A 14998-nucleotide genomic window follows, 5' to 3' on the forward strand; every position below is an offset into this window, starting at 1 on the left:
TTCTATATGAGCATATTGCAGACAACAGATTTAAAAAAATATTACGGCACTGAGCCGAACATCACAAAAGCATTGGATGGCGTAACCCTCTCCATTGAGGAGGGAGAGTTTGTTGCCATCGTTGGTACTTCCGGCAGTGGTGATTATGTTAAAATAAGACTAAGTTAGCAGATTCCTTATAAAATAAGGGCTCACGCCAATTTAGTCTTTTTTCTATTATACCATAAAAGGTAGAAAATTCATAGACCGGGAATGAATTTTTCATAGTAAAAATCAAATGGCAGGGGCTCTTAAAGATAGAAACCTATTGCTACTGGTCCTGTCAAAATTATATCCATTCTCACAGGCGGTCAAGTTTGTGAAAAACCATTCGGTTACAATATATTGAAAAAAATATGTTAAGGACTAGGTTAGTTAAAAGATTCTGTTAGCTGGCTTAGTCCTTTTTTTCTTGGGAGGACAGAGCAATGATAAAGGTGATTATGATTGTTGGAATAATTTTTTTCCTCGTTTCGTTGTATGCGTGTCTGGTGGCAGGCAAAAGAGCAGATGAAGAAATAAGTGCTTTATTTGAAAAAGAAAAGAAGCAGGGGAGTGAGGAATAAACGTATGAATGGAGGTATTTATAGCACTGGAAATGAAATTGTAGATGAAAATGCAAAACTGAATATATCTGGAAATATCATTCCGCAGGTGTGGTATCGGACAATCATCAGAGAAAGTGGAAAGCCAAATCTAACAGCTATTATTATACTGGCAGATATTGTGTACTGGTATAAGCCTACAGAAATCAGAGATGAAGGAACCGGACAGGTCATTGGGGTAAGAAAGAAATTTAAGTCAGACCTTCTTCAGAGAAGTTACCAGCAGATCAGCGAACAGTTTGGGATTTCCAAAAAAGAAGCGACAAATGCAGTGGTATTTTTAGAGAAGCTGGGTGTGGTAAAACGGGTATTTAGAACCATTTCCATGAATGGGATTGTTGTAAATAATGTTCTGTATCTGGAATTGATCGTAGACCGGTTAAAAGAATTGACTTATCCAGAAGAAACAGGAGCAGATCCGGTTTCCTTTGAAAAAAGAAGAGAGAAATCCAAAGCAGAGAAAATCAGTTCCCATACAGCCATAGAGGAAGAGATACATTTTGTAGAAGAGAGGGCTGTCCCTTTCCAAAGGAAGAGGGTGTCACCATTCAAAGAGGGAGCATACCCCGACAGGGAAACAGAGCCCTGGATACCCAAAGAGGTACCTCAGACTGATAGCGGGCAGACAAATACAGAGATTACTACAAAGACTACAGCAGAAAGTACCCAAAAGAATACAACAGAAATAGGGAATGGGTATAGAGATAATCCTATCTTATCCTATCAGGCAGCAGAAGAACAGTTCAAAGATCAGATTGATTATGATGCGATATGGATAGACAGACCTTTTGACAGAAAACTGCTCAATGAGATTGTAGGGCTTGCAGTAGATGTTTTGACGTCCAATGCAAAGACCATAAGGGTAAATCAGGAAGAACGACCTCTTGGCATTGTACAGGGAATGTATAAAAAGCTGGATAAGTTTACCGTAGAGTATGTGATAGACTCAATTAAGCAGTGTACAAGGAAAGCCAATAATATCCGGGCAGTGCTGCTTACCGCTTTATACAATGCCACATTGACAGCAAACAGCTATATATCCAATCTGTTTGCTTATCAGGAAGCTATCCCTCAGACGTAAGGAGCGTGATAGAAAGTAACAAAATTAAGAAAATTCAGGACAGCTCATGGATATACACAGATAGAACTTGCGGCTGTCTTGGGTATCAGTCTTCGGACGTATCAGAGGATTGAATACGGACAGCAAAAGCCCAATGTCTATGTAGTTGTCCGACTTCAGCGGTTATTTCAAAAAGATATTAGTGAGATTATGGAGGAATATACAGAATGAGGGAAGAAAGGTTTCGTATTCAGTGCCCCAAACATTTTCTGGTTGGAGATTCAGGGCGTTTTGAAAAATCTCCACAGGGTAAGGATTCGGATTTTGTAGTAGATTATGCTCCACCGGAAATGTTTGAAGCCGGGATTGTCTTACAGGAGATGGGGACGGAGGGAGATACCTATTGCACAATGTATGTCTATTTTGCACCAGAGGAACACCTTCCGGTTTATATGGACAGCATGAAATACGACCTACAAAAAGTATCCATTCGGAAAATTTTTGTTGATACCGAGGAATACCTCATAAAAGTAAATGAGAAGACAAAAAAGTTTTATGCGGGTGAGGACGGTTGTTGGGGTTCCTATACGGAACTTTACCGGAAAGAGAATGGGGAACGTCTGACTGATGCAGTGATTGTTTTTCTGTGTATGCCAGATGAAATGAAGTTTCAGGAAATGGAAGCTGTGATGGGGGAACTGTTTGAAAAACTTCCTGTGATAGACAAAGAAAAGAAAGAAACAGGTCAAGAACCAAAGAGAACAAGATAAAATACAAACTATAACTTTCAGGAGGATAAGAACGTGGAAACTAAAATGATTATTGGAATTGATCATGGAAACCGTAACATGAAAACTGCAAATACGGTATTCTCAGCAGCAATCCAGCCTTTGCAGGCAAGGCCGGACAGCCTGGAGCACATTTTGGAATACCAGAACCAGTTTTATTATGTGGGAGGGAAAGTGCCGGAAAAGGAGTGTGTGGATAAGACAGAGAATGAAAATTATTATCTTCTTACCCTTGCAGCACTGGCGCAGGAAATGCGTTTCCGGGGATTGACAGACGCTTCCGTAAAAATGGGAGCTGCCCTGCCGCCCAGAAGATTTCAGCAGCAGAAAGAAAGTTTCAAGAAATATCTGTTAAAGACAAAGGAACTGCATTTCCGTTATGAAGGGGTACATTATCATGTGTCGTTGGAAAATGTGTTTGTTTTTATGCAGGGGCATGTGGTGATCCATACGCTTTTAGAAGCGGTTCCCGGTTACTGCCTTTTAGTAGATATTGGTGGAGGAACTACCGACCTGGTAGAGTTTGTTGACGGAATGCCGGACGGGAAGTATTCGATTTCAGATAAGGCAGCTTTGTACTGTATCGGAAAAGTCAATGAGGAAGCCATTGCCAAAACAGGGGCAGGGGTACCGGCATATATTACAGAAGCATTTATGAGGACAGGAAGCTATGACTGCCCGAAGCAGTATCAGGACGTCATAAAAAACTGTTTGAAGTCCTACGCAGAGGAAATTTATGGTATCATACAGGCAAACCATTATAATCTGGATCTGACCAAAATGGTGTTTATGGGCGGCGGTTCTTCCATTGTGGAGCATTTTGGAGCCAATGAGGGAAAAGATGTACAGTTTGTAACAGATATACATGCCAATGCAAGGGGCTGTGAAGAAGCAGTGAAAAGTATTATCCGGGCAAAACAGAGGAAAATGCGGACAGCATGATAGGAAGTGAAAACTTATGGATACGGAAAAAGTATATACAACTTCACTGCGGCTGTATAAAAGCAGACCGGTACATCATCAGGCTTATCGGTATCTGAAGGAGTATAACAAAGATATTTTCAAGACAAAAGACGACTTTATAGCAGAAGCAATCGTTTATTTTGCCAAGTATCTACAGCAGGAAGAAGAAGTACAGCAGATGAAACTATTAAATACCCTTCTGGAGAACCAGAAAGAACAATTTTGTAAAATCGTAAAAGAAGCGGTTTCAATGGCACAGGAAGAAGCCTTTGAGAAGCTAGGTGTGCTGGAAAAGGCAGTTCAGGGAGAACTTTCTGACGGTGGAGCGATAGCAGAGGACAGGGAAAAGGAAGAAGCCTGTATGGAAAAAGATTTACGGTTTGCGGAATTTTATGGGGCATTTGAAGAATAAGGAGGAAAAAGATATGGCAGTAGGAAGAAGTGTATGGGAAGTTGTAAAAGGGATTTTCATTGCAGTGGGGAAACTGCTGTATCTGACAGGGAAACTGGTAATATGTTTGTTTCTGCTGGTTCTGCAGCTTGTTTTGGCAGTGTTCCATGCAGGGAGCAGGGAATAGAAAGGGGATTGACAGGTGCATTGGATACGGGACAGACCGTATACAAATGATAGAAAAAAGAAGATAGAAAATGGAAAGCAGGCTTGTGTGGCCTGCTTTTTTTGACGAAAAAATGAAAAGGAGCAAAGCTATGATGAAAGGAAAAAAGAAAAGGCTGCTGGCTGGGACGCTGGCACTTCTTCTTAGTTGTTCTACGTTACTCAATACAGGGATCACCGCACTGGCTTCTGAACAGTCTGAGGAACATGCACAGATACAGGAAGTAAAACAGGAGGAGGCTGCTTCGGAAACATTACCGGAGTTGGAAGAGGTAAAGGAGCAACTGACAGAAGAAGAACTGGTGTATGCAGAGGACCTTACCATAAAAGCAGGAGAGCCCTTTGACCTGGAAACAGATTACAGGGGTTTTCAGAAAAATGATGAAAAAGTAAAGGTAACGTTTCTGAAAGCAGAAGGGGACTCCGGCAATTCTTTTGATTTCAATACCCCAGGTTCTTACCAGGCATTTTATTGTGTTGATCCGTTAAGCGGAAGCCCTTCCTATCAGATTATGAGAAGAATTGTGGTAGAAGCAAGGGAAAACAGCACACAGGAACCCCAGGGAGAAGTAAGCCAGCATACCGAAGATGACTCCGGTGAGGACGGTGAGGCGGACCCTGACCCGGAGATACCGGAGGTACTGACGGAAGAACCGGAAATGCCAGATGCAGGGGCAGAGTTGATTGATCTGACACCAAAAGAGGATAAGGGAATGTTCTTATCGGTTGTTCCGGCAGCAATGGAGCAGCAAAAAGGAAGCAATGTACATCTGGTACAGGGAGAAAAAATCCCATACCCTTCTAACGTGGGGAACTATTCTACTTCCTATTTCACTGTAAATGGCCATGTAGCATATTGTCTGGAGTCTATGAAGGCTTCCCCGCCGACCTCGGATTATGTAGCAAATGAATTTGAAAGCAACCCGGAATTGCAGAAAGTCCTTTATTATGGATATGGCGGTCCTGGGGACATTACCGGGGAGTATATGCCCTCTTTTGACTGGAAGACAAAGTATATTTTTACGCATTTAGCTGCCGCTTATTCTTATTGTGGCATGGACGGTTTTTATGGCTGTACCTTTGAAGATATTAAGGCAAGCGGTGTGTGGGGATATATCCAGCATATTTACAGCCTGGAAGCACCTCCGACAGCAGCAATCACGTTGTCCCCAAAGGAAGCAAAGGCTTATGAAAGTGGAAAGGAACAGCGTACCGGGGAGTTTACTTTAAAAGGTGACCATAGAAACTATATTACTTTAAAAATGCCAGAGAATGTGACTTATCACAGTGGAAGTACAAAACAGACAGGAACCGTAAAGATCAATGGGAATACCACATTCTATTTCAGCGCTCCCAAAACTGTAACGGGTACATGGAACAGCGGTAAGCTGAAAGGACAAATGGGAACCCAGTGGAAGACCTTAGTATTGTCTACGGGTTCTGGTTCCCAGGACATTGGGTATGGGGCATTTTTTGAAGAAGAAAGTGCTTCTGTGGAATTTACGGTGAAGTGGCTGGACCTGGCAAGGGTAAAGGTAACAAAAAAAGATAAGAACAGTAAAGTAAATCTGTCCGGCGCTGTTTTTGGTATTTATTCAGACAGTGCATGTAAAAATCTTCTTGTGCAGATGCCGGCCACAGACAGCAACGGTACTTCTGAGGTGGAGCTTCCGAAAACCCAGGATACGGTATATTTAAAAGAAATTTCTGTTCCAGAAGGATATAAGCTGAATACAGAGTCTTTTAATGTGAAGCTGGAAACAGGAAAAACAACTTCTGTTGCAGTGACGAATGAGGAACAGAAAGGAAAAATCACAATCCGTAAAAAAGGTGAGGTTCTGACTGGAGTAACCGGAGAAGAGGGGAACCTGACTTTTGTATATGGAAATGCGGACTTTGCAGGGGCAGAATATAACATTTATGCGGCAGAGGATATTTACAGCCAGGATAAAGTGACGAAGGTGCATAAAGCAGGGGATCTGGTAGAAAGTCTGACAACCGGGGAAGATGGAAGTGCTGTTTCCAAAGAATTGTATCTTGGAAAATATAAGGTTGTAGAACAGAAAGCACCGGAAAATCTGGTGATTGGAAAAACAGAACAGGAACGTACCCAGTTTGTAACCTTGTCCTATGCAGGACAGAATGTAGAGTTATCCCAGGGGGAAACCACTTTTACCAATGCAAGACCGGAGATTTCCGTAAATGTAGTGAAAAAATCGAAACATGATGACGTTACCCTGGAGGGTGCGACGTTTGGATTGTATGCAGAAGAAGACCTGACAGCGGCAGACGGAAAGGTTCTTGTAGAAAAGGGAAGCCTGGTGGAACGTGCTGTTTCCGACAGGGAAGGAATGGCTGTGTTCCATGCGGATATTCCTTTGAATTTCCATTACAGCGTAAAAGAAATCCAGGCACCGGATAAGTATTATATGACAGATGAGGTGTATCGTTTCTTCTATGAATATAAAGACGACAGCACCTACACATATACTTTTTCTCATGATTTTAAAAATGAGGAAGTACGGGGAGAAGTTCATGTAAGTAAGATTGATCAGGATTCCCAGGGATTTATTTCCCAGGGTGACGCAACCTTAGTAGGGGCAAAATACGGATTATATGCTGCAGAAGATATTGAACACCCCAATAAGAAAGATGGGATTGTCCATAAAAAAGGGGAACTTGTAGCGCAGGGTACGATTTCCAGTGAAGGAACTGTAGATTTCAAAAACCTGTATCTTGGAAATTATTTCGTGAAAGAAATAGAGCCGGCAGAAGGGTATCTGTTAGATGAAACAGAGTATCCCGTAGAGGTTTCGTATGAAGGACAGGAGGTACAGATTGTACACCGGGAAGTAACTGTAAAGGAAACTGTAAAGAAACAGGCCTTTCAGCTTATCAAGATCTCAGAAGACGGGGAGCAGACAGAAACAGAACTGGTAGAAGGAGCTGGATTTAAGGTATTCCTCATCAGTGAGCTGTCTGGTGTAAAAGATGGAAGTTTGAAGCCGGGAAATGGTTCTTATTATACCCCGGAAGATTTTATCACCTATGATTACAGCAAAGACGAAACCGCTTCTTATTGGGAGAATGGTAAAAAGATTACGGTACCAGAGCTGTTTACAGATAAGAAAGGATATTTAAAGAGTCCAGAACTTCCTTATGGAACCTATGTGGTGTTTGAGTCTACAGTTCCGGAAAATTTAAAAGGGATTCGTCCATTTATCGTACAGATTTCAGAAGACAGCCGGGAACCCCAGGTATGGCGTGTGTTTGATGACCGTCCTTTGCAGTATTACTTCAAGATTGTGAAAAAAGATGCCCAGACGCAGAAGCCGGTGCTGGATAACAGTGCAGCTTATAAGATTTATGATGTGGAAGCAGAAAAATATGTGGAAATGATCGTAAGATATCCGAAAAAAGAAGTGGTATCTGTGTTCAGGACCAACGAAGAGGGATACCTGATTACACCGGAGCAGTTAAAATGTGGCACTTACCGGATTGAAGAAGTGGAAGCGCCGGAAAATTATGTACAGGTAGGATTTGAAAATGCCCTCTTAAAAGACGGAAAGGAAGTTCCACTGAATGAAGTTGCAGACGGAGGCACATACCAGGAGGCAAAGAAAGCGCCGATCACTATTACCGTAAATTCTGATACTGTACACCAGGTAGAAGAGGAAACCGGTAAATTTATTGTTGTCATTGAACAGTATAATGATGAAGCAGTAGGAAGCCTTACAATCCATAAAAAGGGAGAAAAACTTTCTGGTGCTTCTAAAGTAGAAGAAAAGATCCTGACGAAGATGAAAAACGGTGTAGTAGGTTTCGTAAATCAGGTAAGCAGTTTCTTCACCGGGGAAGAAGTCATGGAAAAAGAGAAAGGTTATAAATTTGACTATGAAGAAGGGAATATGGAAGGTGCAGAATTTGCCATTCATGCAAAGAAAACCATTTATACCCCGGACGGACAGAAAGACGAAGCAGGAAACCGCATTGTAAAATATGAAAAAGATGCCCTGGTAGCCCGTATGGTAACAGATAAAGAAGGAAAGGCAGTCCTGAATAATCTTCCTATCGGAAAATACTATGTAGTGGAAGAAAAGGCAGGTCAGAACTGTGTGCTTGACCCGGAAGCAAAAGAATTTGAAATTGCATATAAGGGACAGGAAGTAGCAGTGGATTATGTAACAATGGAACTTACCAATCAGCGACAGAAAGTTTCCCTGAGTCTTCTGAAGAAAGACGCAGAAACCGGAAAACCGCTGGAAGGAGTGGTATTCGGGTTGTATGCGCAGGAGGATATCAAAAATGCTGCCGGGGAAGTAGTTGTAGAAAAAGATGCCTTGATTGAACTGGGAACAACAGATGAAGAGGGCAAGCTGGTATTTCAGGCAGATCTTCCTCATGGAAAATACTATATTCAGGAAGTAGAGCATAAGCCGGGATACCTGCCAAATGATGAGGTGTGTTCCTTTGATGCGTCTTATACAGACCAGACCCTTGAACTGCTCGCTTTTTCAGAAGAAATTTCTAATCAGCCTACTATTACGGAGTTTACGAAAGTAGATTTAACCGGTGGACAGGAAATTGAAGGGGCCAAAATGCAGATCCTGGATCAGGAAGGAAAAGTGGTAGAAGAGTGGGTGTCAAAAAAAGAAGCTCATGTAGTCTACGCACTGGCACCAGGGGAATATATACTGCATGAAGAGCAGGCGCCTACGGAACAGGGATATGTCCGGGCAGAAGATGTGAAATTTGTTGTGGAAGAAACAGGGGACGTACAAAAAGTGAAAATGGAGGACGACCATACAAAGGTTTCTATCTCTAAAACAGATATTACAGATGGTAAGGAGATTGAAGGGGCGAAGCTGCAGATCCTGGATCAGGACGGGGAAGTGGTAGAGTCCTGGACCACAGGAGAAGAACACCTGATTGAGTATCTTCCGGTAGGCACTTATACCCTGCACGAAGAGGCGGCAGTTGACGGATATATTGTGGCCAATGACGTGGAGTTTACAGTAGAAGAAACGGGAGAAATTCAGAAAGTGAAGATGGAAGATGAGCGTGCTATGGGACAACTGGTTATCGTAAAAACGGATACAGACAGTAAAGCAGCTTTAGAGGGAGTAGAATTTGTTCTGCTGGAAAAGGAAACCGGAAAAGAAGTAGGACGTTTGAAGACTGGAAAAGATGGAAAAGCAGTTTCAGAACTACTTCCAATTGGAACTTATGAAAATGGTGTTTTCAAAGAACCGATCACCTATGTGCTGAAAGAAACTGCCACCTTAAAGGGATATGAGAAGACGGAAGAAGAGTGGGAAATCGTATTTACCTATCAGAATGATAAAACACCAGTCATTGAAGTGGTAAAAGAGATCCAGAATAAAAAAATACCAGAAACACCAGGTACCGTAAAACCAGGACCAAAAACGGGTGATGATACAAACTGGTTCCTGCCTTTGCTGGCTCTTGGTGTAAGTGCAGGTATGGTAGCAGGCCTACTTTATTACAGAAAAAGACATAAAAAGGCATAGAAAATAAAAATCAGTTTTTAAACTTGGGAAAGGGCGGCTGCGGCTGTCCTTTCTTTGGCAATATGAGGTGAGAAGCATGGAAGAGAAAAAAAGAATACGGTTTATTGACAGCCATTATCATACCCTGTTCAGCATAGCAGACGGGGACTCCATAGAGATTGTATATCCAGATGGAAAAAGGGAAGAACGGGTTTGTACCTATATTGATGAATACCACACACAGGTAGGGGCAAGGGTGTTCCATATTTGTGAATTTGCAGAAATCATGGAAGCAAATGGAAAATCATATTGCCCGGCAGAATGCAAGGAAAAGGAAGAAAGAAAAGAGGCAGTCAAAGGGGAGAAGAAAACCGGAACTACCCGTATGGAAAGGAGCAGGCGTTGAGGATAGGGATTATAGATGCAGATCTTTTATACCGGAAAAGACACCGGTTTCCTAACTTGGCATGTATGAAACTTTCCGCTTATTGGAAGGAGCAGGGATTTGAAACAGAGCTTCTTTTGGATTATAGCCAGGCAGGGGAATATGACTGGCTCTATGTATCAAAAGTGTTTACGGATACCTTTGTGCCGGAACATATTTTGACGAGGGAAACAACCGTTTATGGAGGGACTGGATTTTTTTACGATAAAGCACCGGTACTTCCAGAAGCGATTGAACACCATACACCGGACTATCATTTGTATGACCAGATGGTAAAAGAACATAGCGAAGGAGAGAAAAAGAAGAAAGAGTTCCAATTTTATACGGAGTATTCCATTGGTTTCCTCACCAGGGGGTGTTTTCGGAAGTGCAGTTTCTGTGTAAACAAAAACAGCACCGGTGCAGCACCAGCAAGCCCATTGGAAGAATTTTATGACCCGTCCAGAAAGAAGTTATGCTTTTTGGACGATAACTTTTTTGCCTGTGCAGGGTGGGAAAAAATCTTTTCCAGTGTCCTGGAAACAGGCAGGCGGTTTCAATTCCGGCAGGGGCTGGATCTGAGGATTATGCAGAAAAGGCAGATGGAACTTCTGGCATCTGGAAAATTGGATAACGGTATGATTTTTGCCTTTGACCATATCAAAGATCAGGAACTTATTGTAAGAAAATTGGAACTTTTGCGGGAAGTGATCCCAGTTCCTTATCAGAAAATTAAGCTGTATGTACTGTGCGGCTATGACTGGGAAGGGACCTGGAAAGCAGATTTTTGGGCAAAGGATATTCGGGACGTTTTCATACGGATTGAGATTTTGATGCGGTATAAGTGTCTGACTTATTTGATGCGCTATGCCGCATGGGAACGGGCACCGGAAATTTATAAGGGAATGTATATCAACCTAAGTCGTTGGTGCAATCAGCCCGCCCAGTATTCAAAAAAGAGCCTGCGGGAATTTTGTACCGGACAGGGAGAGTATAGTTCCTGTTTCCGCTACCTGACTGCTTTTGAAGCTCTGCACCCGGAAATGGCACATTATCTGGATATGAAATATGAAGAGGTGCAGTATGGGAAAATTTACGGCTGAAGAAATTCAGATTGCAAAGGCAGTGGATTTAGTGGATTTGGCGGAGCAGATAGGGATTCCATTGAAAAGGAAAGGCAGGTTCTATCAGGCAGTGGGTATGGACTCTGTGATGATCTTCAACCGGTCTTCTTGGTGCCGGTTTAGCCAGGGGGTAGGTGGCAGCACCATTGACTTTCTGGAATATTTCAGAAACATGGATTTTGTGGAGGCAGTCAAATATCTGCTGGAGTTTGCCGGATATATCCGTACTGAAACCATGCAAAAATTTCAACCGGAAAGACAGACTGAAAAAATAGAAGAAACAAAACAGAGAAAAGACATACCGAAAGACCCTTTTGTACTTCCTTCAAAATCAGAAACCAGCCGCCGGTTATATGGCTATCTGATAAAACAGCGGAAGCTGTCAAAGCAGATGATTGATTTTTGGGTAAAAAAGGGGATTTTGTATGAGAGCGGAACGTACCATAACCTGGTTTTTGTGGGAAAAGATACGGAAGGTATCCCACGTTTTGCCAGCCAGAGGGGAACCCTGGATAAATATGGAAAACCCTTTAAAGGAGATGTTACGGGGAATGACAAAACTTATGGGGTTAATCTGGTAGACCAAAACAGTGATACGCTCTATGTATATGAGGCGGCCATTGATGCCATGTCCGATATGGAACTGCGGGAAGATTATCAGAACAATATCCTGGTACTTGGAATGCTTTCCGATGGTCCTTTGGAAAAGTTCTTAAAAGATTATCCTCATATCAGGAAGATACAGTTCTGTTTGGATAATGACCTGCCGGGAAGACAAGCGGCAAAAAAATTGGCAAGAAAATATACCCTTATGGAGTATGAGGTTTTTGTACGTCTTCCACCTATGGGAAAAGACTATAATGCTTTTTTGCAGTATAAAAAGGAAAACCAAGAGCTTTCCAGCCTGGTAGAAAAGGAAAGGTCGCTTTTTACTGAAACAAAAGGGACAAACATACAAAAGATAGAAAAAATGGTAGGACACAGGAACATAGTACCATACCAGATAGCACAGGCAAGATAGGAGGGTATTCTTTTGGAAAATAGCTATGATGAGGAATGTTTCAAAAAATGGGAGATCGACGAATGCGAAGCGGAGATGGAAAAAGTAGTGCAGTGGATAGGAAAGAGGAAACTGCATGGACGTGTACGGGTTGCGTTTATCGAAGAGAGCTATGAGCGGCAGGGATACCGCATGGGGATACCCAAGCAGGCGTATGTGTCCAGGGTGCTGGCAAACATCAGGAAAGAAGAGCGGTGAGAAAGAAATAACCAATCCGAAAGTGGGAGTGTTAGGAAAGGAGGTGGTGCAGACCAACAGAATTTTTGACAGAAGGATAAACTCTGGATACGGGAAGGGGTGATTCTATGATTGTAAGGTAATGCCAGATGGATATTTCGTTTGTAGCTGTGGATTTCTCATGAAGACTATAAAAAATTTAGGAGACAGGAGGAAATAAGTGAGTAATCCTAGGTAAAATGTGTAGCTACACCTCATGAAATATGAGGAATGAAATATAGTTTGGTGAATTTTTGTGAGTTTGATAAATATGCAGCAAAGAGTTATTGTGCGATTCATGGTACAAGTGAAACATTGAATCTGGGAGATATTACAAAAGTGGACGAAAGGGAGATTGAACCGTTTAACATGATCTGTGGCGGAAGCCCCTGTCAGGATTTTTCCCTGGCAGGCAAGCAGGCAGGCGCAGTTTGGAAATGCCGAAGCTGCGGGTATGAGTATAACCCTCTGCAGGTACATTATTCCAAAAGGGACGCCTGCGGCATGTGTGGTTCCCATGATATTGATAAAACACGTTCTTCCCTTCTGGTGGAGTGGCTCCGTATGATACGGGGTGTCAAACCAGTATGGGGAATTTATGAAAATGTAAAAAATATTGTAGGAAAAAAATTCCGGGATACCACATTCCGGTTGTTTGAAGAAGAACTGCATGAATACGGATACCACACCTATTGGAGTGTTCTTAATGCAAAGCATTATGGAATACCACAGAACAGGGAACGGGTATATCTGATTTTGATACAGAAGGAAATGGATAATGGAACATTCCAGTTTCCGGAACCGCTGGAGTCCTTCCAGTGCCTTATGGATATTCTGGAGGATACGGTAGAGGAAAAATACTACTTATCCCAGGAAAAAGTACGCCGCTTGATTGAAGATATGAAAGAGAGAAAAGCGCTTTTGTTTGAGCCGGACGAAAAAAGCCTGAAGGCTTTTCGGGAAAACCGGGTAAAACGGGCCGGAAATATCAAAGGGGTGTTTGAACAGACTGGACGGGTTTATCTGCCAGACGGGTGCTGCCCTACGGTAACTGCCTGTGGTGGTGGCGGACAGCAGCCCAAAATTCTTCAAGTGGGAGATATTCATACCGGCTATGGTTCAAGCGGGGTTATTTATTCCCCTTTAGGAAGCAGCGGTGCGGTTTTAGCAGGGCATGACCAGCCAAAGATTGTAGAAAAATATCCAGGAGCAATCCGGGGCAGGTATGATCGGGAAGGCCGGATTGTGCAGACTTTGGAACTGGGAGAAAAAGAAGTCTGCCATACCCTTACTTCTGTGCAAAAAGATAATATCATTCTGGTACGTCAAAAGACACAGAAAGGTTATGAGGAATGTTTGGAAAATGGTGTTGTAAATCTTAGTTATCCGTCTGTGGAAAAACGGGGAAGGGTACAGGAGCATGGGGAACTCTGCCCTACGCTTACGACATCAAATGGAATACACCGCTTAGAGTCTTTGTTCCGTATCCGGAGGCTGACACCTTTAGAATGCTTCCGGCTTATGGGCTTTTCCGATGCGGATTTTTGGAAAGCAAAAGAAACAGGTATAAGCAAAAGCCAGCTTTACAAACAGGCAGGAAATTCCATTGTTGTTGATGTGCTGTACTATATTTTTCTGGAACTATACAAAGCCATGCCATATCTGTTTGAGGATATCCGGCTTTCTTCCTTTTTCAGTGGGATTGGAGCTTTTGAAAAGGCATTGGAGCGTTTGGAAGAACAGGTAAACCAATAATTTCATAAGAGAAACCCAAAGCGGCAAATGGTCCATAGAGAGTCTTCCCATACTTGTTGGAAAGAGAGAAATTGCGGAAGAAGAAGCAGCCTGCAAGGAGTCTGTGCAAAAGGCGTTGATAGCAGAATGGAAGAACTGCTGTCACATCAGACACAGGAGGCTGGCAGATTTGCTAACAGAACTGGGGTTTTGTTAGCAGAAATAGAAGTAGGAAGTGGAAAAACCGATAGCAGATGTTTTGAACTGCTATCGGTTTTTCCCTATATGGAACGCAGGTCTGCTATCAGTATCTGCGTTGTGCTATCTATTTTATCCGGGGTATTAGGGGGTGCCCCCTAACAAGATGGGATTTTGTACGGTAAAATCCGTATCTTGCAGAGGACTGGCATAGCCAGTCCGGACACCGGGAAGTTATATGGTGACCGATAGCAGGTCTTAGGAGTTGACAGCAGATAGCGTTGGAGTAGAAATCGGTAGATGAAATATGTGATAAAGATAAGGAAAGGGGGAGCATGAAAAAAGAAACAATGAAATGCAGAAAAGAAATCCGGCTGTACTCATGGGAGTTGGAAGAGTTACAAAAACAGGCAGAAAAGATGGGGCTTTCCGATTCCCAGTACCTTCGTATGCTGATTACCAACCGTCCCAGGGATTACCCGGAAATCCGTCAGGAACTGGAACGCATGAACCAGGAAATCAACCGGATTGGCGTAAACATCAACCAGATTACCCATAACAATAACAGCGCCCTTTATTCCAGGGAAGATAAACACCGTCTGTATGTGTTTTTGAAGCAGATAAAAACACTGGTAAGCCAGGTGCAGGAAAGGCTGTAGGT

The 14998-nt window shown here is 42.7% G+C and carries 13 protein-coding genes and 2 pseudogenes; all 15 read left to right on the forward strand.

Annotated features, from left to right (window positions below):
• Positions 1–6 precede the first annotated feature (6 nt).
• A pseudogene (locus tag DWZ38_RS18305) lies at positions 7–141 on the forward strand (ABC transporter ATP-binding protein); the annotation flags it as partial.
• A gap of 326 nt (positions 142–467) precedes the next feature.
• Complete coding sequence (locus DWZ38_RS22345) at positions 468–605, forward strand: hypothetical protein (RefSeq protein WP_155512674.1); 138 nt, start codon at positions 468–470, stop codon at positions 603–605.
• 4 nt (positions 606–609) lie between these two features.
• Positions 610–1725 carry a DUF6017 domain-containing protein gene (locus DWZ38_RS18310; protein ID WP_055056112.1) on the forward strand — a complete coding sequence of 372 codons (1116 nt, stop codon included), beginning with the start codon at positions 610–612 and terminating at the stop codon, positions 1723–1725.
• 33 nt (positions 1726–1758) lie between these two features.
• Positions 1759–1935, forward strand: a pseudogene (locus tag DWZ38_RS18315) (helix-turn-helix transcriptional regulator); the annotation flags it as partial.
• Entirely contained in the window at positions 1932–2474 is a 543-nt protein-coding gene (locus DWZ38_RS18320; RefSeq protein WP_117689839.1) for a hypothetical protein, read from the forward strand. The pseudogene DWZ38_RS18315 and the gene DWZ38_RS18320, both read left to right, overlap by 4 nt.
• Before the next feature lie 33 nt (positions 2475–2507).
• A complete protein-coding gene (locus DWZ38_RS18325) occupies positions 2508–3434 on the forward strand; it encodes a ParM/StbA family protein (protein ID WP_117688059.1) in 927 nt (308 codons plus the stop codon).
• 16 nt (positions 3435–3450) lie between these two features.
• A complete protein-coding gene (locus tag DWZ38_RS18330; protein WP_117688060.1) occupies positions 3451–3867 on the forward strand; it encodes a hypothetical protein in 417 nt (138 codons plus the stop codon).
• 13 nt (positions 3868–3880) lie between these two features.
• Complete coding sequence (locus DWZ38_RS22350) at positions 3881–4033, forward strand: hypothetical protein (RefSeq protein WP_155512673.1); 153 nt, start codon at positions 3881–3883, stop codon at positions 4031–4033.
• A 130-nt stretch (positions 4034–4163) separates the two neighbouring features.
• Complete coding sequence (locus DWZ38_RS18335; RefSeq protein ID WP_178105374.1) at positions 4164–9602, forward strand: SpaA isopeptide-forming pilin-related protein; 5439 nt, start codon at positions 4164–4166, stop codon at positions 9600–9602.
• A 76-nt stretch (positions 9603–9678) separates the two neighbouring features.
• Positions 9679–9987, forward strand: a complete 309-nt coding sequence (locus tag DWZ38_RS18340; protein ID WP_116441961.1) for a hypothetical protein — start codon at positions 9679–9681, stop codon at positions 9985–9987.
• Positions 9988–10052: 65 nt separating this feature from the next.
• Entirely contained in the window at positions 10053–11108 is a 1056-nt protein-coding gene (locus tag DWZ38_RS18345) for a hypothetical protein (protein WP_243000380.1), read from the forward strand.
• Positions 11089–12150, forward strand: coding sequence for a DUF3991 domain-containing protein (locus tag DWZ38_RS18350; RefSeq protein ID WP_178105375.1), 1062 nt, complete (start codon positions 11089–11091; stop codon positions 12148–12150). Before DWZ38_RS18345 ends, DWZ38_RS18350 begins: the two co-directional genes overlap by 20 nt.
• Before the next feature lie 12 nt (positions 12151–12162).
• Positions 12163–12387 carry a hypothetical protein gene (locus tag DWZ38_RS18355; protein ID WP_025577443.1) on the forward strand — a complete coding sequence of 75 codons (225 nt, stop codon included), beginning with the start codon at positions 12163–12165 and terminating at the stop codon, positions 12385–12387.
• A gap of 264 nt (positions 12388–12651) precedes the next feature.
• Positions 12652–14160: a DNA (cytosine-5-)-methyltransferase gene (dcm, locus tag DWZ38_RS18360; RefSeq protein WP_243000374.1), complete on the forward strand. Its 1509-nt coding sequence runs from the start codon at positions 12652–12654 to the stop codon at positions 14158–14160.
• 512 nt (positions 14161–14672) lie between these two features.
• Positions 14673–14996 carry a plasmid mobilization relaxosome protein MobC gene (gene mobC / locus DWZ38_RS18370; protein WP_025577448.1) on the forward strand — a complete coding sequence of 108 codons (324 nt, stop codon included), beginning with the start codon at positions 14673–14675 and terminating at the stop codon, positions 14994–14996.
• Positions 14997–14998 lie beyond the last annotated feature (2 nt).

This window comes from Ruminococcus sp. AF31-8BH (assembly GCF_003460605.1).
Taxonomy (GTDB): domain Bacteria; phylum Bacillota; class Clostridia; order Lachnospirales; family Lachnospiraceae; genus Blautia_A; species Blautia_A acetigignens.